The sequence below is a fragment of the Moritella sp. genome, assembly GCF_033791185.1.
GTDB lineage: Bacteria > Pseudomonadota > Gammaproteobacteria > Enterobacterales > Moritellaceae > Moritella.
On the sequence record NZ_JASJHF010000251.1, the window covers coordinates 1 to 23,052 of the forward strand.

Sequence of the window (23,052 nt, forward strand, 5' to 3'; positions counted from 1 at the left end):
GTCGACGGTGGCATGGTGAATAATTTACCGGTGTCGGTATTACAAGACATGGGCGCAGATATAATTATCGCGGTTGATATTGGCTCACAACTTTATAGCCAAGAAGAGATCACCAGTGCCTTCCTTATCTTCGATCAGCTATCAAGTTCAATGACGCGTACCAGTGCCAACGAGCAGATTCTGAAATTATCGGAACGCGATATTCTACTGAGTCCTGATATTGATGGTATCGGCACTGCTGATTTTGATTTAATGCCTGATGCGGTAGATAGAGGTGAAAAAGCGGCGGGTTATGCCAGTGCTAAATTAACCGCGTTATCATTATCAGATGCGGACTATGCATTATACCAACAGCAAAAAGCACTTAAAAAGCAACAGTTGGCACAAATCGATGTCATCCAAATCAGCAATATTAATATTAATACCGATACCCGTTTAAGCCCAAAAGTGATCGAGAAAAAATTAAATATCAAAAGTGGTGATAAGATATCGGTCGCAGAGTTAGAACAAAAAATTGACGAACTTTATGCATTAAATTTGTTTCAAAAAATAGATTACAGCATCACGGATAAAGATGGCAAACATGAATTACTCGTTAATGTGGTAGAGAAAAGCTGGGGACCGGGTTATGTTGATTTTAAATTTAACATTCAGCAGTCAACCACCAGTGATGATCGCCAGCAAATCGGTTTGCAATACATATTGAGTGATTTAAATCGCCTCGGAGGGGAATGGCGTACTGAATTCGTGTATGGCACTGATTCAAACATCAGTACCGAGTTTTATTCACCGATTGATTATAACCAAAACTTTTTCTTAAGAACGGGAATACGTTTAGAAAATTACGAAAGTAAGCTTTACGTCAGTACCATCAGCAATCCTGAGTTAGATCCACTTGGTGCTGTGTTTAACTATTTTCCGCTTAGTACTGAGCAATTGAGCGTCTATGCTGAATTAGGTGTTATCCCGTTTGACTGGGCGCAGATTGCGCTGGGTAGTTATTATCAATCGGGTACCGCTGAAGTTATTGGTACAAGCATAAGTAGCGATTTTGATAGCCAAGGCTGGTATTTAAAAACCCGCTTAGATTCCTTTGATAATATTTCTTTTCCAACCAAAGGTTTCAAGCTTGATTCGGATGTTTATATTGATACCGGCGATTATTTAAATAGTAACGAAAACAATGTTTTTTTCAGCTTAGACTGGCGTAATGCAGTGTCTTTTGACCGTTCAACCTTCGAGTTTAAAGCCTCGATGGCGAGTTATGATGGCCCCGCTATTTCACCGACATTTGAAGTGGGGCTTGGTGGTTTCCAAAATCTGTCAGGATATGGCATTAACGAGATCACCGGTAATTACAAAGGACTGGTGGCGTTAATTTATCGTCACCGTCTATTGGATAACAATTTCGGCGCCTTCTCATTACCACTTTATTTGGGCGCTTCAATTGAACAAGGCAATGTTTGGAATGATAAAGATGAGATAAGCTTTGAGTCGACGATGTCGGCGGGTAGTGTATTTATAGCTTTAGACACGGGAATAGGACCAGTGATGGTGTCTTATGGTTATGCCGAAGGTGGTCACTCTTCTGGCTATCTGTTTATTGGTAATAATTTCTAGATATGTCGGAGAAACATTCATGTAAGTTAACTATGCTTTTTTCACCATAAGTTTGATGAATGTTGAGTATTTATGTAAAAAGCCTGATGCACATGCTGCTTTAATTTTAATTTTAAGTTAAAAATGTTATATTTGTGGACACTCTGCAAGAGGCCTTAACGTTGTTGTTGTCGAATTCACATAAATGACTGTTGAACGGACATTATAAATTATAGCTTAAGGTTAAATATAACAAGGATGTCCACCATGGGTGGCATAAACTAAGAGGAATGAGTTGTGCTAAAAGCTTATCGTAAACATGTTGAAGAACGTGCCGCGGATGGGGTTGTACCTAAACCTCTTGATGCTGAGCAAGTTGCTGGCCTAGTTGAATTGGTCAAATCCCCAATTGCTGGCGAAGAAGAATTTATTTTAGATCTTTTAACCAATCGAGTACCACCAGGTGTGGATGAAGCTGCTTATGTAAAAGCAGGTTTTTTAACCGCGATTGTTAAGGGTGACGCGACATCACCGATCTTATCTGCAGAGCGTGCTACTGAATTATTAGGCACTATGCAAGGTGGTTACAACATCGAAACATTAGTTGAATTACTCGATGTTGATGCGCTTGCGCCAATTGCTGCAAAAGGCCTATCACACACACTACTAATGTTTGATGCTTTCTATACGGTTGAAGAAAAAGCCAAAGCAGGTAACAAGTTCGCACAGCAAGTAATGCAATCTTGGGCTGATGCGGAATGGTTCTTAGCTAAACCTGAAGTTGCTGAAAAAATCACAGTTACTGTGTTTAAAGTACCTGGCGAAACCAATACCGATGACTTATCACCTGCACCAGATGCATGGTCTCGTCCAGATATCCCATTGCATGCACTTGCAATGCTTAAAAATGAGCGTGAAGGTGTTTCTGCTACACCACTACAAGCTATTGAAGAACTAAAACAAAAAGGTCACCCCGTGGCTTACGTTGGTGATGTTGTTGGTACGGGTTCTTCGCGTAAATCAGCAACTAACTCAGTGTTATGGTGTATGGGTGATGATATCCCATTCGTGCCTAACAAACGTGGCGGCGGTGTTTGTATCGGTTCTAAAATCGCGCCAATCTTCTTCAATACCATGGAAGATTCAGGTGCACTACCATTAGAGTTTGATGTAAGTGACTTAAGCACTGGCGACGTTATTGATATCTACCCTTACCAAGGTGTGGTTAAAGCTAACGATACTGGCGCTGCAATTACAGAATTTAAAATTAAAACAGATGTAATTCTTGATGAAGTTCGTGCTGGTGGTCGTATTCCACTGATCATTGGTCGTGGTTTAACATCGCGCGCTCGTGCTTCGCTAGGCTTGGATGATTCAACAGAATTCCGTCTACCAAAAAATGTTGCAGAATCGACTAAAGGTTACTCTTTAGCGCAGAAGATGGTTGGTAAAGCATGTGGTGTAACGGGCGTTCGTCCTAACCAATATTGCGAACCTAAAATGACAACGGTTGGCTCTCAAGATACCACGGGTCCAATGACGCGTGATGAACTTAAAGATTTAGCCTGCCTTGGTTTCTCTGCAGATCTAGTTATGCAGTCTTTCTGTCATACCGCGGCTTATCCAAAACCAGTTGATGTACAAACTCACCATACACTGCCAGACTTTATTCGTAACCGTGCGGGTGTATCTTTACGTCCGGGTGATGGTGTCATTCACTCATGGTTAAACCGTATGTTATTACCAGATACTGTTGGTACTGGTGGTGATTCACATACACGTTTCCCATTAGGTATCTCTTTCCCTGCAGGATCTGGTCTAGTTGCATTTGCTGCAGCAACAGGTGTTATGCCACTTGATATGCCTGAATCTATCTTGGTACGCTTTAAAGGTGAATTACAACCGGGGATCACGCTACGTGATCTTGTTAATGCAATCCCTTACTACGCTATCCAGAAAGGTCTGTTAACAGTAGCTAAAGAAGGCAAAATCAATGCATTCTCGGGCCGCGTATTAGAGATTGAAGGTTTACCGGATCTTAAAGTTGAGCAAGCATTTGAATTATCTGATGCATCTGCAGAGCGTTCTGCTGCGGGTTGTTCAATCAAACTTAGCGAAGCACCAATCATTGAATATCTCGAGTCTAACATCGTGATGTTGAACTGGATGATTGCTGAAGGTTATGGCGATCCGAAAACGATTGCTCGCCGTGTAGCTGAAATGAAAGCGTGGATTGCTGATCCACAATTACTTGAAGCTGACGCTGACGCTGAATACGCAGAGATCATCGAAATTGATTTAGCTGACGTGAAAGAACCTATCTTAGCTTGTCCAAATGACCCTGATGACGTTAAATTATTAACGGACGTTGCTGGCGTAGCGATTGACGAAGTATTTGTTGGTTCATGTATGACGAACATAGGTCACTTCCGCGCTGCAGGTAAACTGCTGGAGAAATTCAACGGTTCACTACCAACACGTATGTGGGTAACACCACCAACGCGTATGGATGCGGCACAATTAAGTGATGAAGGTTATTATTCTATCTTTGGTAAAGCTGGCGCACGTACAGAAATGCCGGGTTGTTCACTGTGCATGGGTAACCAAGCACGCGTAGGTGATAACACTACTGTTGTCTCGACTTCAACACGTAACTTCCCGAACCGTTTAGGTACTGGTGCTAATGTTTACTTGAGTTCAGCTGAAGTTGCAGCAGTAGCGGCAATTAAAGGGCGTATCCCAACAGTTGCCGAGTACATGGAACTGGCTTCTGAACTTGATGCGACGGCTGCAGACACTTATCGTTACTTAAACTTCGATAAGATCGCTTCTTACATCGAGAAAGCCAACGAAGTTATTGTTCAAGAAGCGGTTTAATTAACAGCCGATACAGTGACGACTGTATCGTTAATTAGCTAACTCGAATAGAACAAAATAAGTGTATGAAACGGCTCCCTCGATAGGGAGCCGTTTTTGTTTCCGCTATTCTTTGCTACAATCCCTTCCCTTGAAAACCTATCAAGCTATTAGCCGATTAATAAGCGACTAATAAGCTATTAATAAACGATGAACCCCTTAACTAATAAGCAGGCATAACCGTGGATTTTGAATTTCGAAAAGATACCCTTACAGATACTTACCGCGTAATCATCTCAATGGAACAGACGGCTCTGGGTAATTGGATCCAAGGCACTTTAGGCACGGATAAAGCCACTATCGCATTGATTCAAGCTGAAATTGATTTATTAAAAGCCCGCCAAAAACAAGAGTATCGTTTAATCGGCGATGAGATGACATTAACTCTGACGCAAGAAGATGTCTGCGCGTGTATGAATTCAGAATTAATTGATTCGGGTGAAGAGTTGGATGACGACATGAACTTTTATGATGCAGAAACAGTGGCAGTATGCGGCTTGGAGGATTTTGAGATCATACTCCAAGCCTGGTTAGCGTTTTTTAGTCAGCGCTAGTTTTGTTTAGTACTGTTTAGTACCGTTTAGTCCCATTCTTCCGATGTGTAGCTAAAGGTTGGTAATGACCATTTCCAATAAATAGCACAGAGGCGTAATGTCACACCGACACTAAAGGCCACAATAAGGGTAATATTGTGGTCAATGCCAAAGCTTTCTAAACCAAGATAAAGCACGGCAACCAATAACGAAATCCCCGCGTAGATCTCTTTACAAAATACCACAGGTGTTCGATTACAAAGTAAGTCGCGTAATACCCCGCCACAAATACCCGTGATCATACCCGCCATAATAATCACTGTCGGGTGATAGCCGAGTTTCATCGCTACATTACAACCAATGATGGTAAATGCAATTAGGCCAAGCGCATCTAATACCAAGAATAAACGGCGTAAATGATTCATGTGTTTAGCAATTAAAATGGTAAATAAGCCTGCACATATGGTGATATAGACGTAGTGAGGATGCTGAGTCCAAGAAATTGGGAAATTACCCAATAATAAATCACGAACAGTACCGCCACCAAGCGCTGTAACAAACGCAATAACCGCCACGCCGAAGATGTCCATATTACGACGACCCGCCATCAATGCACCCGACATTGCTTCGGCAGTGATGGCAATTAAATAGATATAAGTTAGCATTATGTGCAAACCTTTAGATTAAAAATAGGTAAGTGATAAGTCCATTGAAAACGTGACTCGCTCCTTGTAAGGAGGCGATCCTATACATAAACACTTTTATGGTCAACAGAAACTAGTTCGAGAGTCAGGGTGAAAATATGCAATCAGGCTTATTGTAAAGGCAATATTGAAAAGCTAATCTGGGATAAAGTGGCCTTGGGTACTTACAAAGGTTATGTAATTAAGGTAGACTTCTGGATGGCTAATGTATTACTTAAGGATGGGAATAATGCCGATTAGAATTAAAGACGGGCTACCGGCTGCAGAAATATTAGGTAATGAGAATATTTTTGTGATGCTAGAGTCACGTGCAACCAAGCAAGAAATTAGACCGCTGCAGGTTGTTGTTCTTAACCTTATGCCGAAGAAGATTGAGACTGAAAATCAAATTTTACGGTTATTGTCGAATACGCCGCTGCAAGTAAATGTAGAGCTATTGCGGATTGATTATCGCGCCTCGAAAAACACCCCGCAAGAACATATTGATGAGTTTTATCACGACTTCGAACGTATTCGTCATCATAATTACGATGGTTTAATTATTACCGGTGCACCATTAGGGTTAGTCGGGCATGATGATGTGGCGTATTGGCCACAAATCGAAGAGATCATTCACTGGTCGAAAACCCACGTAGTATCAACCTTGTTCTTATGTTGGGCTGCGCAAGCTGCATTAAAAGTATTACATGGCATTGATAAGAAAGTCCACGAACAGAAGTTTTCGGGAGTATACCCACAACAAACATTCCACCACCATAATCCATTAGTACGTGGATTCGATGATGAATTCCCAGTGCCAATGTCACGCTATGCTAATTTTTCGAAAGAGATGTTCGCTGGTACCGATCTTAATATTTTAGCGGCCAATACTGAAACGGGCGTGTATTTAGCGGCATCAGAGGATTTCCGTCAGGTATTTGTAACGGGTCACCCAGAGTACAGTGCTGATACTTTACATCAGGAATATATGCGTGATGTTGCTGATGGCGTTGAAGCTGAAGTACCTGCGAATTATTATAAAGATGATAATGCTGAAAATGACCCTCTTGTTACTTGGCGCAGTCATGGTAATCTGCTTTATAGCAATTGGTTAAACTATTATGTTTATCAACAAACGCCATATGACTTAAATGATCTATAAATGCCGTTCGAGCAGCTATTCGTGTAGAAAATCGAGCTGATATTCGAATAGATAGATTAGTATCAAATAATATGACTCAGGATTGAGTCTGCAGTAAATTAAACGAGGGATCTTGTGGCTACTATAAAAAATCAACAGCAACTAGAACAGCAATTAAAAAAACGTATCATGCTTATCGATGGCGGCATGGGGACGATGATCCAAGATTATAAACTAGAAGAAGCTGATTACCGTGGTGAACGCTTTGCTGACTGGCATTGTGACGTCAAAGGTAATAATGATTTACTGGTATTAAGTAAACCACAGCTGATTGCTGATATTCATAAAGAATACCTCGACGCTGGTGCTGATATTCTTGAAACTAATACCTTCAATGCCACTACGATTGCCATGGCTGATTATGATATGGAATCATTATCAGCGGAAATAAACCGTGAAGCGGCGAGGATTGCCCGCCGGGTTGCTGATGAAAAAACTGCAGAAAACCCAGAACGTCCACGTTTTGTTGCTGGCGTATTAGGGCCAACAAACCGTACTTGTTCTATTTCTCCTGATGTAAACGATCCTGCATTCCGTAATACTTCATTCGATCTCATGGTTGAGGCGTATATCGAATCAACCAAAGCGTTAATTGAAGGTGGCTCAGATATTATTCTGATTGAAACTATCTTTGATACTTTGAATGCCAAAGCGGCAGTATTCGCAGTTAAGACTGTATACGAAGAACTCGGTTATGAATTACCTATCATGATTTCAGGTACCATCACCGATGCCTCAGGTCGTACATTAACAGGTCAAACAACAGAGGCATTCTATAACTCATTACGTCACGCAGAGCCGATCACGTTTGGCCTTAATTGCGCATTAGGACCAGATGAGTTACGCCAATATGTCGACGAACTTTCTCGTATTTCAGAAAGCTATGTGACTGCGCATCCTAATGCCGGTTTACCCAATGCCTTTGGTGAATATGATTTAAGCCCTGAAGACATGGCAGTGCATATTAAGGAATGGGCACAAGCGGGTTTCTTAAATATGGTGGGGGGTTGTTGTGGTACCACACCAGAGCACATTAAAGCCATGGCTGATGCGGTTGAAGGGGTTGCACCTCGCGCATTACCAGATATTGAAATTGCTTGTCGTTTAAGTGGTTTAGAGCCGTTAACGATCAACAAAGATAGCCTGTTTATTAACGTCGGTGAGCGAACTAACGTTACCGGCTCAGCACGTTTTAAACGTCTTATCAAAGAAGAAAATTACGACGAAGCACTGCACGTTGCCCAGCAACAGGTAGAGTCTGGCGCACAAATCATCGATATCAATATGGATGAAGGTATGCTGGACTCGTTGCATTGTATGCAGCGATTCTTAAATCTGGTGGCGTCAGAACCGGAAATTTCGAAAGTGCCAATTATGGTCGATTCATCGAAATGGGAAATTCTTGAAGCCGGTCTGAAATGCGTTCAAGGTAAAGCCATTGTTAACTCTATTTCATTGAAAGAGGGTGAGGACAATTTCCGCCATCAAGCGAAGTTGATACGTCGTTATGGCGCAGCTATGATAGTGATGGCCTTTGATGAAGATGGTCAAGCGGATACCCAAGCACGTAAATTCGATATTTGTAAACGCTCTTACGATATTCTGGTGCATGAAATGAAGTTTCCACCGGAAGACATTATTTTTGACCCCAATATCTTTGCTGTGGCGACCGGTATTGAAGAACATAATAATTATGCGGTTGACTTTATCGAAGCCGTGAAAGACATTAAACGTGAATTGCCGCATGCCATGATCTCGGGCGGTGTATCTAACGTATCGTTCTCGTTCCGTGGTAACAACCCATTACGTGAAGCTATCCATGCTGTGTTCTTGTACTACTGTATCAAGGAAGGCATGGATATGGGGATTGTTAATGCTGGGCAGTTAGCGATTTATGATGACCTGCCAAAAGAATTATTAGACCGCGTTGAAGACGTTATTCTTAACCGTACGCCTGAAGGTACAGAAGCACTGTTAGAGATAGCTGAAAAATACCGAGATTCCGGTGTTGAAGTGGTGGCTGAAACCCAGGAATGGCGCAGCTTTGATGTTAATAAACGTTTAGAACATGCGTTGATCAAAGGTATTACCGAATTTATTGAAGAAGATACTGAAGAGGCGCGTCAGCAAGCCACGTTGCCATTAGAAGTGATTGAAGGCCCGCTCATGGACGGTATGAATACCGTTGGTGATTTATTCGGTGCCGGTAAAATGTTCCTACCACAGGTGGTTAAATCAGCCCGAGTCATGAAACGTGCAGTGGCTTACTTAAACCCTTATATTGAAGCTGCAAAGCAGAAAGGCTCGACCAACGGTAAGGTATTATTAGCCACAGTAAAAGGTGATGTTCACGATATTGGTAAAAATATCGTAGGTGTGGTTTTACAGTGTAATAACTACGAGATCGTCGATATGGGGGTGATGGTATCTTGCGATGATATCCTCAAAACCGCGATTGCCGAAAATTGCGATATTATTGGCTTATCGGGTCTGATTACTCCATCACTGGATGAAATGGTCCACGTTGCCAAAGAATGTCAGCGTAAAGGTTTTAAACTGCCGATCTTAATTGGTGGCGCGACGACATCGAAAGCCCATACCGCGGTTAAGATTGAGCAAAATTATGATGAGCCGGTTATTTATGTGGCGAATGCATCCCGAGCGGTAGGTGTGGTCGCGGCATTATTATCAGAAACCAAGAAACCTGAGCTTGCAGCAAGAATGGCGAAAGAATACGCAGTTGCCCGTGAACAGCATGCACGCAAGCGTCCACGTAGTGCGCCGGTCACATTAGATGCCGCACGTGCCAATAAAGCACCGATTGATTGGGTTAACTATACACCGCCAGTACCGAAAACATTGGGTGTGCAGAAGTTTATCAATTATTCGATTAAAGAGTTACGTCAGTATATCGATTGGACGCCATTCTTCATGACATGGACGCTGGCGGGTAAATACCCACGTATTCTGACCGATGAAGTCGTAGGTGAGCAAGCGACAAGCTTATTTAATGATGCCAACGCCATGCTTGATCGTCTTGAAGAGTCAAATGAAGTGGGGGCTAATGGTGTGATTGGGTTATTTCCTGCCAACACCGTGAATGACGATACGATTGAAGTGTATACCGATGAAACCCGCACGCAGGTATTAACCAAACTTGAGCACTTACGTCAGCAGACCAAGAAAAAACCTGGGCAATATAATAATTGTTTAGCTGATTTTGTGGCACCGAAAGCGTCGGGTAAATTTGACTACATTGGTGCATTTGCCGTGACGGGTGGTATTGGTGAAGATGATATGGCGAATTACTTCAAAGGTATTGAAGATGATTACCACGCTATTTTGGTTCAATCTGTGTGTGATCGACTAGCTGAAGCAATGGCTGAACGTCTGCATGAATTAGTACGTAAACAAGAGTGGGGTTTTACGCCAACAGAAGAGTGGAATAACGATGATCTGATCCGTGAAAAATACCAAGGTATTCGCCCGGCACCAGGTTATGCGGCCTGCCCAGAGCATACCGAGAAAGGCACGATTTGGGAGTTATTAGACCCAGATAGTATCGGTATGAAACTGACATCTTCTTACGCTATGTGGCCGGGTGCGGCAGTATCAGGTTGGATATTCTCACACCCTGAATCGCGTTATTTTGCGGTGGCATCTATTCAAGAAGACCAAGTGAAAGATTATGCCGAACGTAAAAATATGACGCTTGAAGAAGCCGAGCGTTGGTTAGGGCCTAACTTGGGTTATGCGCCGGAGTAATCGTTTCTAACGCCGTATTTATTAAAAATGCCCGTATAGCTATTCGCTATACGGGCATTTCTATATCTAGCTTATTTTACGTAAAATAAAGTGATTAACTCGTTTGTAATAACGGTTTTTTAGTCCGTGTAAATAAGGCTTTCTTACGCTGGGTTAATACATTACCGAGTATCACCAATACCAGCCCGAGCGTTGAATATAACGTCCAATGATAATCTTCAAATACCGCCGATACACTTAATGCCACAATCGGGGTGATAACTAAAATATAGGCTGCATTACTGGCGCCGAGTCGGTCGACTAAAATTAAATAACAGGTAAAACCGAGTACTGATGCCGGAATAGCCAGATACAATAAACTACCTATGTATTGCGTAGTGAAGGTAAATTCAAACGAAATTCCGCGGATGAAAATAATCAATAATAGCGCAACACAACCATAAACCATGGCATAGCTGGTGGCGGTAAAAGGTTGAATATTATTTCTGGTGTTACGGATACTCAACATATTACCCATCGAGAAACACCAAGTACCAAGCAAGGCAAATAGCAGTCCGTATAAGGTATCTTGTGACCAATCAGTTGGTAATAAATCACCGGCAAACAGCAAGCTGATACCTGCAAGTCCCAACGTAGCCCCTAACCAGAAATTAGCGTTGGTTTCTGTTTGGTAAAATAGCTTGCTGTGAAAGGCATTGAATACCGGCGCGGTTGCCATAAATACCGCCACTAAACCACTGGGAATGTATAAAGTTGCGCTGTAAAAGGCTAAAAAATTACAGCAGAATAAACACACGCCTTGCAGTGCTAAAAAAGCATGGTCTTGGCGTTTTACCTGTTGTAGCTTGCCCCACAGTTTACCGACAATAAACATAATAATCGCAGCAATCGCAAAGCGGTAAAAAATTGATACTTCCATTGGTACATCACCGTGTTGCCACTTGATTGATATCCACGAAAATCCCCAAATAAATATCATTGAAACATAGAGTATTGCTGACATAGCGGATCCTTAATAAAGACGGTAATCAATTAAGTTAGATTATGAGGCCGTTGTGAGCTTGGAAATATCACGATGTCGGTAAAACTAACACAATATTGCGGTTTAATGCTTACCTTGCTCACGGCAACGGTTGAGCAATCTGCCATTAATGGTAATATTTTGTTATGCCTTTAATAAAACCACTCATGGATGTAGGGCTCGATATTACCTCGTCTCTACTGGAACCGAGTGAAATCAGCTTTGAACAATCAACCAGTAAGATCTGTTTACGACAAGCGTCATTAACGGATGCGTTGTCATGGGCGCATTATCAGAATGAACATGACCGTTTGTTTTATGTGAATGAAAAACAGCATACCTTGAGTTTGTACATGTCCGGTGGTTATGAAACCCACCGGACCGATGTTCACTCAGGCTTTGGCGCGCCAGGTAAATTTTGTTTAATGCCCAAAGGTTCTGAGAGTCATTGGCAACTGGGGCAAACCCAGCAATTCATGCATTTATATTTCACTGATGATTACCTTAAACAATTAGCGCTGAAGGTATTTGATATTGACCCGCGCATGTTGAAACTGCCGGAGTTGACTTTCACCAACGATGCTGCCACTGAAGCCTTGTTCCGTTATTGTATGGCAACCAGTGATTGGCGCAGTGGTTATGATCACCTCGCCATGGAACAGGTGACCAATACCATCTTAGTATCGATGCTGCAGAATATGGGCGTGACTAAACTTACCTCGCCAGTGAAAGGTGGCTTATCCCCCAAGGTAGCGGCATTGGTCTGTGATTACATGCAAGCTAATTTTCATCGTCAGGTCTATCTTGCCGAACTGGCTGAATTAGCACAATTGAGTGAATATCATTTTTGTCGGATGTTCAAACAAAGCATGGCACAAACACCGCAAGCGTATTTACTGGTGACTAGAATTGAGCAGGTGAAGTTACGGCTAGTAAATAAACGGGCAAGCATGGCGGATATCGCCCTGCAATGTGGCTTTGCGAACCAAAGCCACATGGGGCGCTACTTTAAAAAACTGGTGGGTATCTCTCCGCGCCAATACCGCAATTTAAGCGGCAGTTAATAGCTATTTGATTAATGCTGCCGATGCGCCTGCTGCGACAAATATACTGCCTACGGTTTTATCAAAACGGATCTTATTACGGGCACTGGTTAATACCGGTTTAATGACATGCGAAGTGCTGCCGTAAAGTAACTTACAAATCAAATCTACCACGATCCAAGTACTGACTATCACTACCAGTTGCTGAAATAAATCGGCTTGTGGATTTAAAAACTGTGGTAAAAAGGCGATGAAAAACAAAATGTCTTTGGGGTTTGATGCGCCTAATAAAAACGCTTTGCTAAACATGGCTTTGGCATTTGGTTTGTTGACTGCTGTAGAGATGACGATGCTATCGCCACGACTGGCATTACGCCATGTGCTGATACCTAAATACACCAAGTAAAGCGCACCGAGAGTTTTGATCACTGCGAACAAACTTTCCGAGGCGATAATTAACGCCCCCAATCCAGTGGCTGAGGCAATTAAATATAATGATGACGCTAATACGCCGCCGGCAAAGGCGGGTGCGGTTTGCTTAATACCATAAGAGATAGAGTTGGTTATCATGTAAATTGACAGTGGCCCCGGAATTAAGATCACCACAAAAATAGTCGAAACAAAAAGTAACCAAGTATCTAACGTCATTGTTATTATTCTCCAATATAGGCTAGCTGTCACACCGTTAAGTAGGCGATATCGCTGGGTATTAAATTGCGGGACTCGCAGGAAGGTATTCGAGGTGTTATAGGTATAAATGATACGCCTAACAGAACTAATCATATAGCCATAATAGCGAATGCTCAACTGATTTAAGCACTCGCTTTTTATTCTTTAGTCTACGGATGTAAACAGGGATTATTCAGTAGTTGTGTTTACGATAGCTTTGCGCTGATACAATTCAAAACAAACTTGTCCGGCTTGTTTGTCTTTTAAGATAGTCCAATTCGCAGGTAATTTAACTTGGTTAAGTTCTTTTTCGCGCTCGATATAAATCACCGCATCAGCACTTAACCAGTTGTATTGTTCCAGTTTGGCACAGCAATCTTCTAATAAATCTTGGCGGAAAGGTGGGTCGATAAACACCATATCATAAGTTTGTGCAGGCACTTTGGTTAATAATTTTAACGTATCACCGCGTACTAACTGGGCATTATCAGCTTTTAACAAATCAATGTTTTGTTGTAATTGTGCTGCCGCGCCAGTGTCTTTTTCAAATAATAGCCCTGAGTCAGCATAACGAGATAAGGCTTCAAAGATTAAACCGCCGCTACCAGCAAATAGATCCAAGCAATGACTGCCGCGTACATAAGGGGATAACCAATTAAATACGGTTTCTTTGATTCTATCGGTTGTCGGGCGTAGACCAATAACATCCTTGACGGGGAGTTTGCGACCGCGCCATTGACCACTGATGATCCGAATATGTCCAGAAGGACGTTGATTTTGTTGTTTTGTGCTAGATTTTGCCATAGTAATTCTTTGTCTGGACAGAAAGGTGATAATATAATCACCATATTGATATTGGGTCATTGTAGCAGTTCAAGACTGGCGAAAGTAAGGTTTTCTAAAAATGGCAAAAAAAAGCATGAAGAATTGGTTTGGTTTAGGTAAAAAAGCAACAAGCAATACGGATGAAGACAAAGTTAATCCGGCATTATTAGTGTCGAGTGATGATGAAACGGCAGAAGAAAAAGCCATTCGTCGCGCTGCTGACTTACAACTTATTGCTGATTTCGAAAACAACAGCGCTGCTAGTGAAACAAACATTATCGCGCCAGAGCCTGTTGTAATAGTGCCTGAGGTTGTTGTAACAGAACCTGAGATTGTCGCTGCAACACCAGCCGCAGACGCTGTTAGCACTAATGCTAATGCAGAAATTAAGACAGACACTACTGCTGATGTCGTGATCGCAGACGCTGCCATAGAAAGTGTGAACGAAGATGATAAATCACTCGTTGCAGAAACTGAGTCGGTTAGCGATGAATCTGCTGATGAACCAGCCGACAAAGAGAAATTTTTTACCCGTTTGAAGCGTGGTTTATCACGGACCAAAGGTAATATCGGTAGTGGCTTTAAAACCCTGTTCCGCGGTAAACATATCGATGATGAGTTATTTGAAGAACTTGAAGAGCAGTTATTAATTGCTGACCTTGGGGTGGCCACAACAACCCGTATTATTGATAATTTAACCCAGCAAGCATCACGTAAAGAATTAAAAGATGCCGAAGCATTATACGACATCTTGAAAAAAGACATGGCGGAATTACTGCACAAGGTAGATGAACCACTGGTCATTGATAGTAACAACAAACCACACGTGATCTTAATGGTTGGCGTAAACGGAGTGGGTAAAACCACAACGATCGGTAAAATGGCGAAGAAATTCCAAGCTGAAGGTCAATCAGTGATGCTCGCCGCAGGTGATACATTCCGTGCTGCTGCGGTTGAACAATTACAAGTATGGGGTGAGCGTAATGATATCCCTGTGGTAGCACAGCACACTGGCGCAGATAGTGCCTCGGTACTGTTTGATGCGATGCAATCGGCAACAGCCAAAGATGTTGACGTACTGATTGCCGATACCGCTGGTCGCTTACAAAATAAAGCCCACTTAATGGAAGAATTGAAGAAAGTGGTACGGGTAATGCGAAAGCACGATGCTACTGCTCCGCACGAAATTATGTTAACGATTGATGCGGGTACCGGTCAAAATGCATTAAGCCAAGCGGAACTATTTAAGGATGCTGTTGGTCTTACCGGTATTGCTTTAACTAAATTAGATGGTACTGCTAAAGGTGGTGTTATCTTTGCTGTGGCGGATAAATTTGAGATCCCAATTCGTTTTATTGGTATTGGTGAGGGTATTGATGATTTACGTACCTTCAACTCAGAAGAGTTTATTGAAGCGCTATTTAGTAACGAAGAGTTTAAATAACACATTAATATGTTTACTCAAATACTCATCGTTAATACGATGAGTATTTGTTTTTATGACTCTATATTTTATACGAGAACACACCAAGGACGCCGTCATCATGATCCGGTTTGATAATGTATCTAAAGTTTATCCTGGCAGTCTTAGCGCGCTACAGAAAGTTAACTTTCATCTTGAAAAAGGTGAAATGGCTTTTTTAACGGGACCATCTGGCGCCGGTAAAAGTACCTTATTAAAACTAATCAGTATGTTAGAACGGCCAAGTGCTGGTGATGTTTTCCTTAATGGCCGTAATGTTAGCAAAGTAAGTAAAACCGACATTCCATTTCTTCGCCGTGATATTGGCATTATCTTTCAAGATCATCGTTTGTTAGTTGAACGCACCATCTTTGATAACGTCGCTTTACCTTTGATTATTAAGGGTTACACCGCAAAACAAGTTAAAAATAGGGTGCTGGCGGCATTAGATAAAGTCGGTTTATACAATAAAGCCAAATGTTATCCGCCAATGCTTTCTGGCGGTGAACAACAACGCGTAGGTATTGCCCGTGCTATTATTTCTCGTCCGAAATTGTTATTGGCCGATGAACCAACCGGTAATTTAGACCCGCAGTTATCTATGGAGATCATTAAATTATTTGAAGAGTTTAATCGCACTGGCACCTCGGTATTGATTGCAACTCATGATTTGGGCTTGATTGCCAAACTGCGTTATCGCACCTTGCGTATCAAGCAAGGCGAGATGTGTAATGACGAGTTACAAGGGATTTAACATGAATAAGCAAACCAATAGTGCTGACGCCTCAATGATTAAACGTATTCAAATTCGCTTTCAGCAGCATATTCACCAAGCCATAGCCAGCTTGGCTGATGTATGGCGCACGCCAATTGCCTCATTGATGACCATGTTAGTCCTCGGTGTTAGCTTAGCTTTACCGAGTACCTTGTATGTGGTATTAAAAAATAGCCAAACAGTCAGTGCACAATGGACCAGTCCGACAGATATTAATCTATTCTTAAAAAAGGATTTACCTGAATCGCGTTATAAAAATCTATTGCAGCGTTTGAAGACCTACAAAGAGGTCGATGGTTTTGAATACATCTCCAAAGAACAAGGCATGGAAGAGTTTAAGCGTTCTTCTGGGTTAGTCTCGGCGCTAACATTGCTCGATCATAACCCCTTACCAGCAGTAGTCGTGGTTACGCCTAAACCTTATTATCGCACTTCTATCGCCGCGCAGGAATTGTTGGTTAAGTTAGAACGCGAGCCCGAAGTCCAGCAAGGTAAGTTGGATATTATGTGGTTAGCACGTCTTGAAGGTATTATTTCGATCTTTAGTGATGCAGTATTGGTCGTATCAGCACTATTATTAAGTTCTGTGCTATTAATTACTGGTAATACAATTCGCTTAAATATTTTATCCAATCGGGCTGAAATAGAAGTATTAAAATTGATTGGGGCGACGAATGCATTTGTCCAACGACCATTTTTATACACTGGTTTTTGGTATGGGGCTATCGGTGGTATTTTAGCTTGGTTAGTAACTCTATTTATGGTGTATTGGATGGAAGATACTGTGCTTAATCTTGCTCAACTGTATAACACTGAGTTTACTATTGAGGGGTTAGTATTTAGCGAGATCATCTTGTTGTTTAGCACGGCTATTGGTATGGGGTTGATCTCGGCGGCCATTTCGGTTAATTATTATATTGCTAAAATAGAACCGAGCTAGTTGTTCAGCAGTGGACATTGATACTCGTTTAATTTATACAATGCTGGCGCTGGTGAATATTAATTTCAGCGTTGCGCTGCCACCATAAGTGACATTAATGTATTCAAGACTATTACTTACATTTGCAATTATGTTTGCTGGGCTGTTAATCCCGCCACTTTTTGCTGTCTTGTCTGTCGACCAGCAATCGATGTTAGTTGAATTACCCAGTATACTATTTCTGCTAGTGATTGTACTAAGCCATTTCTTTAAGCAAGGCCGCAGTGGTTTTGCCGCATTATTAATGCTGGTGGCTTACAATCTCATCCAGCTGCGGTTACAAACGCCGCTTGCGATTGGCAGTACATTATTAGAATATTATTTCTTGGTACTGTTACTACCGGCGAACTTAGTCCTGCTTTTATTCTTACCTGAACGCGCACTTTTCTCCTTTAAAGCCCTTTCTTATCACGCTATTTTCATCTTTCAAGCGGCTGCTTATTATTGGTTTATTCAGCCTGAACAATTACCTTTGGTTACTCATTTATTGACAGCAATAGAGCCTTGGCTCTTGGCTCTCGGTGATGTATCGGTATTACCCAACATATTACTGGGTTTATTAATTTGTGCGGTGTTAACGGCGGCGATATTAATGCTGTTTAGAGATGTTGCTTCAGATCAAGCATTTCTCAGTGCATTACTGGCGTGTACTTTGACGGTGGTAGAGTTTGAGCAGCAGTGGATATCGGCCAGTATGTTTATGATGAGTGCCGTTGTATTACTGCTTTGCATATTGAAACGCAGCCATGAGCAAGCCTTTATTGATGAGCTCACTGGTATCCCTGGGCGTCGGGCATTAAATATCGATTTGGCACAGTTAACTGGCAAATTTAGTATTGCTATGCTGGATATTGATCGGTTTAAAAAATTCAATGATACCTATGGCCATGATATCGGCGATACAGTATTGAAGATGGTCGCTGTGCAATTAATCTTGGTGAAGGGCAGAGGCAAAGTATATCGCTACGGTGGTGAAGAATTTACTATCGTATTTAAAGGCAAGTCAGCAGCAGACTGTGTGGGTTATTTAGATGAGATACGGTTATTAATTGCTGATTATCCTTTTCAAATTCGTCAGCCTATCGAGCGACGAGAACTGCAGCTTGACGAGAGAAATAGTAAGAAGGGGGTTGATAAAACTGTTAATACGAAGAGCAAGGCCGACAGTTCGATTACCGAGGTTAATAAAACGGTGCAAGTGACGATCAGTATTGGGGTTGCGCAAGGACGCAGCTCAATGACCTGCCCAGAAGAAGTGATTAAAGCAGCCGACCAATTATTGTATAAAGCAAAAGAAGCCGGGCGAAATCAAGTGTGTGCTTAACCGGTAAAAGTGACCCTCACTTAACCTCATCCCTACTGATAAATATAACTGCCATCTTCACGTAAAGAAAACAGCACAGGTGTGTTATCGACATCTGTAATTCTAAGCTGTATTAACTTACCTGCCGTCGAAATATAAAATGACATAATTTGCCCCGGTTTGACTTGGGTTATGTATTGTTCTGGGGTGCGTATAGCGATTAAATCATGCAGTACAGCAGAGGGGATATCATACTGGCGGAAAATGCGGTAAACAGAATCGCCTTTGCGAATAACATGCGCATTCCACTGGCCATCAATATTTTCTGGGTCGAGTACTTTAATTTGTACCGCTGCAGGCGTACTGCTATTTGGACCCTGTTCTAGACCGGCTTTATTTGCTACATTTTGCGTGGGCGCAATAGTCAGTGCGATTGATTTGCGCTCACCGCTAACATGCTTATTGCTATTACTTTCATCTGTGCTTGGCATAATCATTAATACTATGATGATCAATGATAATATAGGTAATAACTTACGGTGCAGACTCGGCAGTGATTTAAATGCATGACGTAACGCTTTGACGTGTTTAGTTAATGATGGAAATAATAATTTAGTTTTTTCTATAAGAGAATATAATGCATTGCTCGCCATGATTAATTTCCTGTGTTTTTGTTTTTAATCGGATAGTGAGCTAATTAAAGTCGCCTTAGATAATAGCAATAATGGCGGGTTATAGTTGAAATAACTATCTATAACACGTCTAAACAATACCAATTGTTGTTATTATCTAAGATAATTTTATTGCGGGTTCATCATAGTATAAATGCTAAAAAATAGCATATGTTGTTTTCGCCTTTGATTATTAAATTTTATTCTATTCTAAATAACAGGAATCTTGATGACTGACGTTATTGATATGAGCTTAGACGGTGTCGAAGAGCAACCGCTTAGGGAATTTACCGAGCAAGCATATTTGAACTATTCCATGTATGTGATCATGGATCGTGCCTTGCCTCATATTGGTGACGGATTAAAGCCAGTGCAACGCCGAATTACCTATGCCATGTCCGAACTCGGTTTGCATGCGGGCGCGAAATATAAAAAATCAGCCCGTACTGTAGGTGATGTATTGGGTAAATATCATCCCCATGGTGATAGTGCGTGTTATGAAGCTATGGTATTAATGGCACAACCGTTTTCTTATCGTTATCCGTTGGTTGATGGTCAGGGGAACTGGGGTGCACCAGATGATCCAAAATCATTTGCGGCAATGCGTTATACCGAAGCTAAATTATCAAAATTCTCGGAAGTATTATTAAGTGAAGTTGGTTTAGGGACTGTAGATTGGTCTCCTAACTTTGATGGCACTATGAAAGAGCCACAATTATTACCAGCACGCTTACCACATATCTTATTAAATGGTGTGACAGGTATTGCGGTCGGTATGGCAACCGATATCCCTCCACATAACGTGCGCGAAATTACCAATGCCTGTTTACATCTGATTGATAAGCCAAAAGCTGAACTGTCGGAGTTAATGGCGTACGTAAAAGGTCCTGATTATCCGACCGAAGCAGAAATTATTACGCCAGAAAAAGATATCGCCAAAATTTATGAGACGGGTAAAGGCAGCATTAAAATGCGTGCGGTATTTAGCCTCGAAAGCGGTGATATCGTCATAAGCGCACTGCCACATCAAGTCTCTGGTGGTAAAATTCTAGAGCAAATCGCCGCGCAAATGCAGGCCAAGAAATTACCTATGGTGGCGGATTTACGTGATGAATCTGATCATGAAAATCCAACGCGCCTAGTTATTGTCCCTCGTTCTAACCGTATTGATATCGAGCAGTTAATGGCGCATTTATTTGCCAGTACTGATCTTGAGAAAAACTATCGCGTTAACTTGAATATGATTGGTCTAAATGACAAACCACAAGTTAAAGGTTTAAAGAAAATTTTATCAGAATGGTTAGAGTTCCGTAATGCGACAGTCAGACGTCGTCTGCAATTTCGTTTAGATAAAGTACTGGCGCGTTTACATACCCTCGATGGTTTATTGATTGCCTTTTTAAATATTGATGAAGTGATTGAGATAATTCGTCAATATGATGATCCAAAAACAGAATTAATTGCCCGTTTTGATTTATCGGTTAAACAAGCGGAAGCAGTACTTGAGCTAAAATTACGCCATTTAGCTAAATTAGAAGAAATGCGTATTCGTGGTGAACAAGGTGAATTAAATACCGAACGCCATAAACTAGAACAGTTATTAAGTTCCGATCGTCGTCTTGCTACTTTAGTGAAAAAAGAACTCATTATGGATGCAGAAAAGTTTGGTGATGAACGCCGTTCACCAATCATTGAGCGTAAAGAGGCGAAAGCGTTAACAGAAAAAGAATTAATGCCAAATGAAGCGGTGACCGTGGTGTTATCACAACAAGGCTGGGCACGTTGTGCTAAAGGTCATGATGTTGATGCCAAAGGACTCAGTTACAAAGCCAGCGATGATTATAAAGATGCTGCAGAAGGACGCAGTAATTGCCCTGCGGTATTTATTGATTCGAGCGGTCGTTCATTTGCATTGGATGCGCATACCTTGCCATCGGCACGTAGTCAGGGTGAACCTTTGACAACTCGCTTCACGCTAGCGCCAGGGCAAACCTTTACCCACGCGCTGATGGCGGATGATAATCAACAGTTCTTACTCAGCTCTGATGCCGGTTATGGTTTCATTGGTAAGTTTAGTGATATGGTTAGTCGTAATAAAAATGGTAAAGCGTTATTAACGTTACCTGCCGGTGGTCTTGTCGTTGAACCGAAGGCGGTCACTGATTTAACTTCGGATCATTGCTTAATTATTTCTAACGAAGGGCGGATGTTAATCTTCCCGCTATCGTCATTACCGTTACTGTCTAAGGGTAAGGGCAATAAATTAATGAATATTCCGTCAGCACGAGTGAAAAGCCGTGAGGAATTTGTGCAAATGCTGGCGATTGTTCCGGAAGGTAACTCGGTAACACTTTATGCTGGAAAACGAAAATTAACTTTAAAACCGGCTGATTTAGAACATTATAAAGGTGAGCGCGGCCGCCGTGGCTTCAAGCTTCCACGGGGTCTACAGCGTGTTGAGACCTTAGATGTCGTGGAAGAATAATTCAGCTAACGCTTGTACACTGAGTTTCTGCTAGGTATACTGCGGTGATGTTAAAAGAGGGTTATAAATGTTATATATTAGTCGTTTAGTCTTGGTCGTGTTATTCATGGTCTACTTGTTAATCATGAGTATTTTACGCTTTAGTTTACAGCCACGTAATCCAAAACATGTGGCCTGTGTAGCGAGAAATTTTTCTCGTTTGGCGCGTATTTTTGGGGTTAAGCTAATCGTGCGAAAACCAGCGGGTCTGAATGATGCTGGGCCGTATGTTTTTGTTGGCAATCATCAAAATAACTTTGATTTGATTACCATGACCGCAGCGGTACAACCGGGCACAGTGTCGGTGGGTAAGAAAAGTTTAGTCTGGGTTCCAATTTTTGGTTTTGTTTATTGGCTATCAGGTAATATCTTGATTGATCGTAAAAACAAAAGTAAAGCGGTTGGTACAATTGCGACTGTCGCTGAGCGTATTCGTAAAGGTCACTTGAGCATTTGGATGTTTGCAGAAGGTACGCGTAGCCGTGGTCGTGGTTTATTACCCTTTAAGACCGGTGCGTTCCATACTGCCATTCAAGCCGAAGTACCTATTGTGCCAGTATGCTGTTCAAATACGCATAACAAAATTAAATTAAATCGTTGGGATAATGGCGAAGTGATTATTGAAATTATGGATCCTATTGCCACGACAGGCTTGGAGCGCAGTAGTGTTCGCGGTTTGTCTGCCGACGTTCATGCCATTATGAAAAATCGCATTGATGAGTTATCAGCAGAAGCACGTGATGCTTAGTTAAATGCCAATATTTTCCTGAATAAAAAACGCCCATAACAAGTGCTTGTTATGGGCGTTTTTTTATTTATGCTATTTTACCACTGCGCAGATTATTGCGGTCGTGATGTATTCGCGTAACTATTTATTCGCGTAATAGACTGCGAACTTAGATGATTTAATTTGCAATAAGCAATGGCCGAAAGCTGCTTCAATAATCTCTGGATATTTCAAGAAGCTGTTTGCAACCAATACTAAATGGCCGCGTGGGTTGATGTAACCATTAGCTTCTTTTAAGAATGTCTCTGTGCTGGCATAGTGAGTTTTCAATCCCACATGGAAAGGAGGGTTTAAAA

The 23,052-nt window shown here is 41.7% G+C and carries 19 protein-coding genes; 13 read left to right on the plus strand and 6 right to left on the minus strand.

Annotation, left to right across the window (positions count from 1 at the left end; all coding sequences use genetic code 11):
* The 3 genes from QNK26_RS14585 to QNK26_RS14595 form a co-directional block, all read left to right on the plus strand.
* A partial coding sequence (locus tag QNK26_RS14585) for a POTRA domain-containing protein (RefSeq protein ID WP_319224290.1) occupies positions 1 to 1,620 on the plus strand: 1,620 nt, incomplete at its 5' end.
* A gap of 276 nt (positions 1,621 to 1,896) precedes the next feature.
* Positions 1,897 to 4,476 (plus strand): bifunctional aconitate hydratase 2/2-methylisocitrate dehydratase, encoded by a 2,580-nt coding sequence (gene acnB / locus QNK26_RS14590; RefSeq protein ID WP_319224292.1) that lies wholly within the window; start codon positions 1,897 to 1,899, stop codon positions 4,474 to 4,476.
* 221 nt (positions 4,477 to 4,697) lie between these two features.
* Positions 4,698 to 5,069, plus strand: coding sequence for a YacL family protein (locus QNK26_RS14595; RefSeq protein ID WP_319224294.1), 372 nt, complete (start codon positions 4,698 to 4,700; stop codon positions 5,067 to 5,069).
* A 26-nt stretch (positions 5,070 to 5,095) separates the two neighbouring features.
* Here QNK26_RS14595 and QNK26_RS14600 read toward each other — a convergent pair whose 3' ends face one another.
* Positions 5,096 to 5,713: a trimeric intracellular cation channel family protein gene (locus tag QNK26_RS14600; RefSeq protein ID WP_413816370.1), complete on the minus strand. Its 618-nt coding sequence runs from the start codon at positions 5,711 to 5,713 to the stop codon at positions 5,096 to 5,098.
* Positions 5,714 to 5,842: 129 nt separating this feature from the next.
* Here QNK26_RS14600 and QNK26_RS14605 point away from each other — a divergent pair, with 129 nt between their 5' ends.
* From QNK26_RS14605 to metH, 3 genes are all read left to right on the plus strand, one after another.
* Positions 5,843 to 5,992, plus strand: coding sequence for a hypothetical protein (locus QNK26_RS14605; RefSeq protein WP_319224296.1), 150 nt, complete (start codon positions 5,843 to 5,845; stop codon positions 5,990 to 5,992).
* Positions 5,982 to 6,893 carry a homoserine O-acetyltransferase MetA gene (gene metA / locus QNK26_RS14610; protein ID WP_319224299.1) on the plus strand — a complete coding sequence of 304 codons (912 nt, stop codon included), beginning with the start codon at positions 5,982 to 5,984 and terminating at the stop codon, positions 6,891 to 6,893. The genes QNK26_RS14605 and metA overlap by 11 nt, the downstream gene beginning before the upstream one ends.
* A gap of 114 nt (positions 6,894 to 7,007) precedes the next feature.
* Positions 7,008 to 10,697 (plus strand): methionine synthase, encoded by a 3,690-nt coding sequence (metH, locus tag QNK26_RS14615; protein WP_319224302.1) that lies wholly within the window; start codon positions 7,008 to 7,010, stop codon positions 10,695 to 10,697.
* A 94-nt stretch (positions 10,698 to 10,791) separates the two neighbouring features.
* Here the strand turns inward: metH and QNK26_RS14620 are convergent, their stop codons facing one another.
* Complete coding sequence (locus QNK26_RS14620; RefSeq protein WP_319224311.1) at positions 10,792 to 11,700, minus strand: DMT family transporter; 909 nt, start codon at positions 11,698 to 11,700, stop codon at positions 10,792 to 10,794.
* Positions 11,701 to 11,864: 164 nt separating this feature from the next.
* On the opposite strand from QNK26_RS14620, the gene QNK26_RS14625 reads away from it, so the two are divergent.
* Positions 11,865 to 12,782, plus strand: a complete 918-nt coding sequence (locus QNK26_RS14625) for an AraC family transcriptional regulator (protein WP_319224313.1) — start codon at positions 11,865 to 11,867, stop codon at positions 12,780 to 12,782.
* Positions 12,783 to 12,785: 3 nt separating this feature from the next.
* Here QNK26_RS14625 and QNK26_RS14630 read toward each other — a convergent pair whose 3' ends face one another.
* Together QNK26_RS14630 and rsmD are read right to left on the minus strand one after the other, a co-directional pair.
* Entirely contained in the window at positions 12,786 to 13,409 is a 624-nt protein-coding gene (locus tag QNK26_RS14630; protein ID WP_319224316.1) for a LysE family translocator, read from the minus strand.
* Between the two features lie 210 nt (positions 13,410 to 13,619).
* Positions 13,620 to 14,234, minus strand: coding sequence for a 16S rRNA (guanine(966)-N(2))-methyltransferase RsmD (gene rsmD, locus QNK26_RS14635; protein ID WP_319224318.1), 615 nt, complete (start codon positions 14,232 to 14,234; stop codon positions 13,620 to 13,622).
* A 100-nt stretch (positions 14,235 to 14,334) separates the two neighbouring features.
* Between rsmD and ftsY the strand changes: the two genes are divergently transcribed.
* From ftsY to QNK26_RS14655, 4 genes are all read left to right on the plus strand, one after another.
* Complete coding sequence (gene ftsY / locus QNK26_RS14640) at positions 14,335 to 15,699, plus strand: signal recognition particle-docking protein FtsY (protein WP_319224321.1); 1,365 nt, start codon at positions 14,335 to 14,337, stop codon at positions 15,697 to 15,699.
* A 100-nt stretch (positions 15,700 to 15,799) separates the two neighbouring features.
* Positions 15,800 to 16,471, plus strand: coding sequence for a cell division ATP-binding protein FtsE (ftsE, locus tag QNK26_RS14645; protein ID WP_319224323.1), 672 nt, complete (start codon positions 15,800 to 15,802; stop codon positions 16,469 to 16,471).
* A 1-nt stretch (position 16,472) separates the two neighbouring features.
* Complete coding sequence (ftsX, locus tag QNK26_RS14650) at positions 16,473 to 17,432, plus strand: permease-like cell division protein FtsX (RefSeq protein ID WP_319224325.1); 960 nt, start codon at positions 16,473 to 16,475, stop codon at positions 17,430 to 17,432.
* A gap of 97 nt (positions 17,433 to 17,529) precedes the next feature.
* Positions 17,530 to 18,795, plus strand: coding sequence for a GGDEF domain-containing protein (locus tag QNK26_RS14655; protein ID WP_319224327.1), 1,266 nt, complete (start codon positions 17,530 to 17,532; stop codon positions 18,793 to 18,795).
* Between the two features lie 32 nt (positions 18,796 to 18,827).
* Here the strand turns inward: QNK26_RS14655 and QNK26_RS14660 are convergent, their stop codons facing one another.
* Positions 18,828 to 19,427 carry a LysM-like peptidoglycan-binding domain-containing protein gene (locus QNK26_RS14660; RefSeq protein WP_319224330.1) on the minus strand — a complete coding sequence of 200 codons (600 nt, stop codon included), beginning with the start codon at positions 19,425 to 19,427 and terminating at the stop codon, positions 18,828 to 18,830.
* A gap of 247 nt (positions 19,428 to 19,674) precedes the next feature.
* Here QNK26_RS14660 and parC point away from each other — a divergent pair, with 247 nt between their 5' ends.
* Positions 19,675 to 21,930, plus strand: a complete 2,256-nt coding sequence (gene parC, locus QNK26_RS14665) for a DNA topoisomerase IV subunit A (protein ID WP_319224333.1) — start codon at positions 19,675 to 19,677, stop codon at positions 21,928 to 21,930.
* A 67-nt stretch (positions 21,931 to 21,997) separates the two neighbouring features.
* Complete coding sequence (locus QNK26_RS14670; RefSeq protein ID WP_319224336.1) at positions 21,998 to 22,717, plus strand: 1-acylglycerol-3-phosphate O-acyltransferase; 720 nt, start codon at positions 21,998 to 22,000, stop codon at positions 22,715 to 22,717.
* Between the two features lie 120 nt (positions 22,718 to 22,837).
* Here QNK26_RS14670 and QNK26_RS14675 read toward each other — a convergent pair.
* On the minus strand, positions 22,838 to 23,052 hold a 215-nt coding region (locus QNK26_RS14675; RefSeq protein ID WP_319224339.1), incomplete at its 5' end, for a methyltransferase.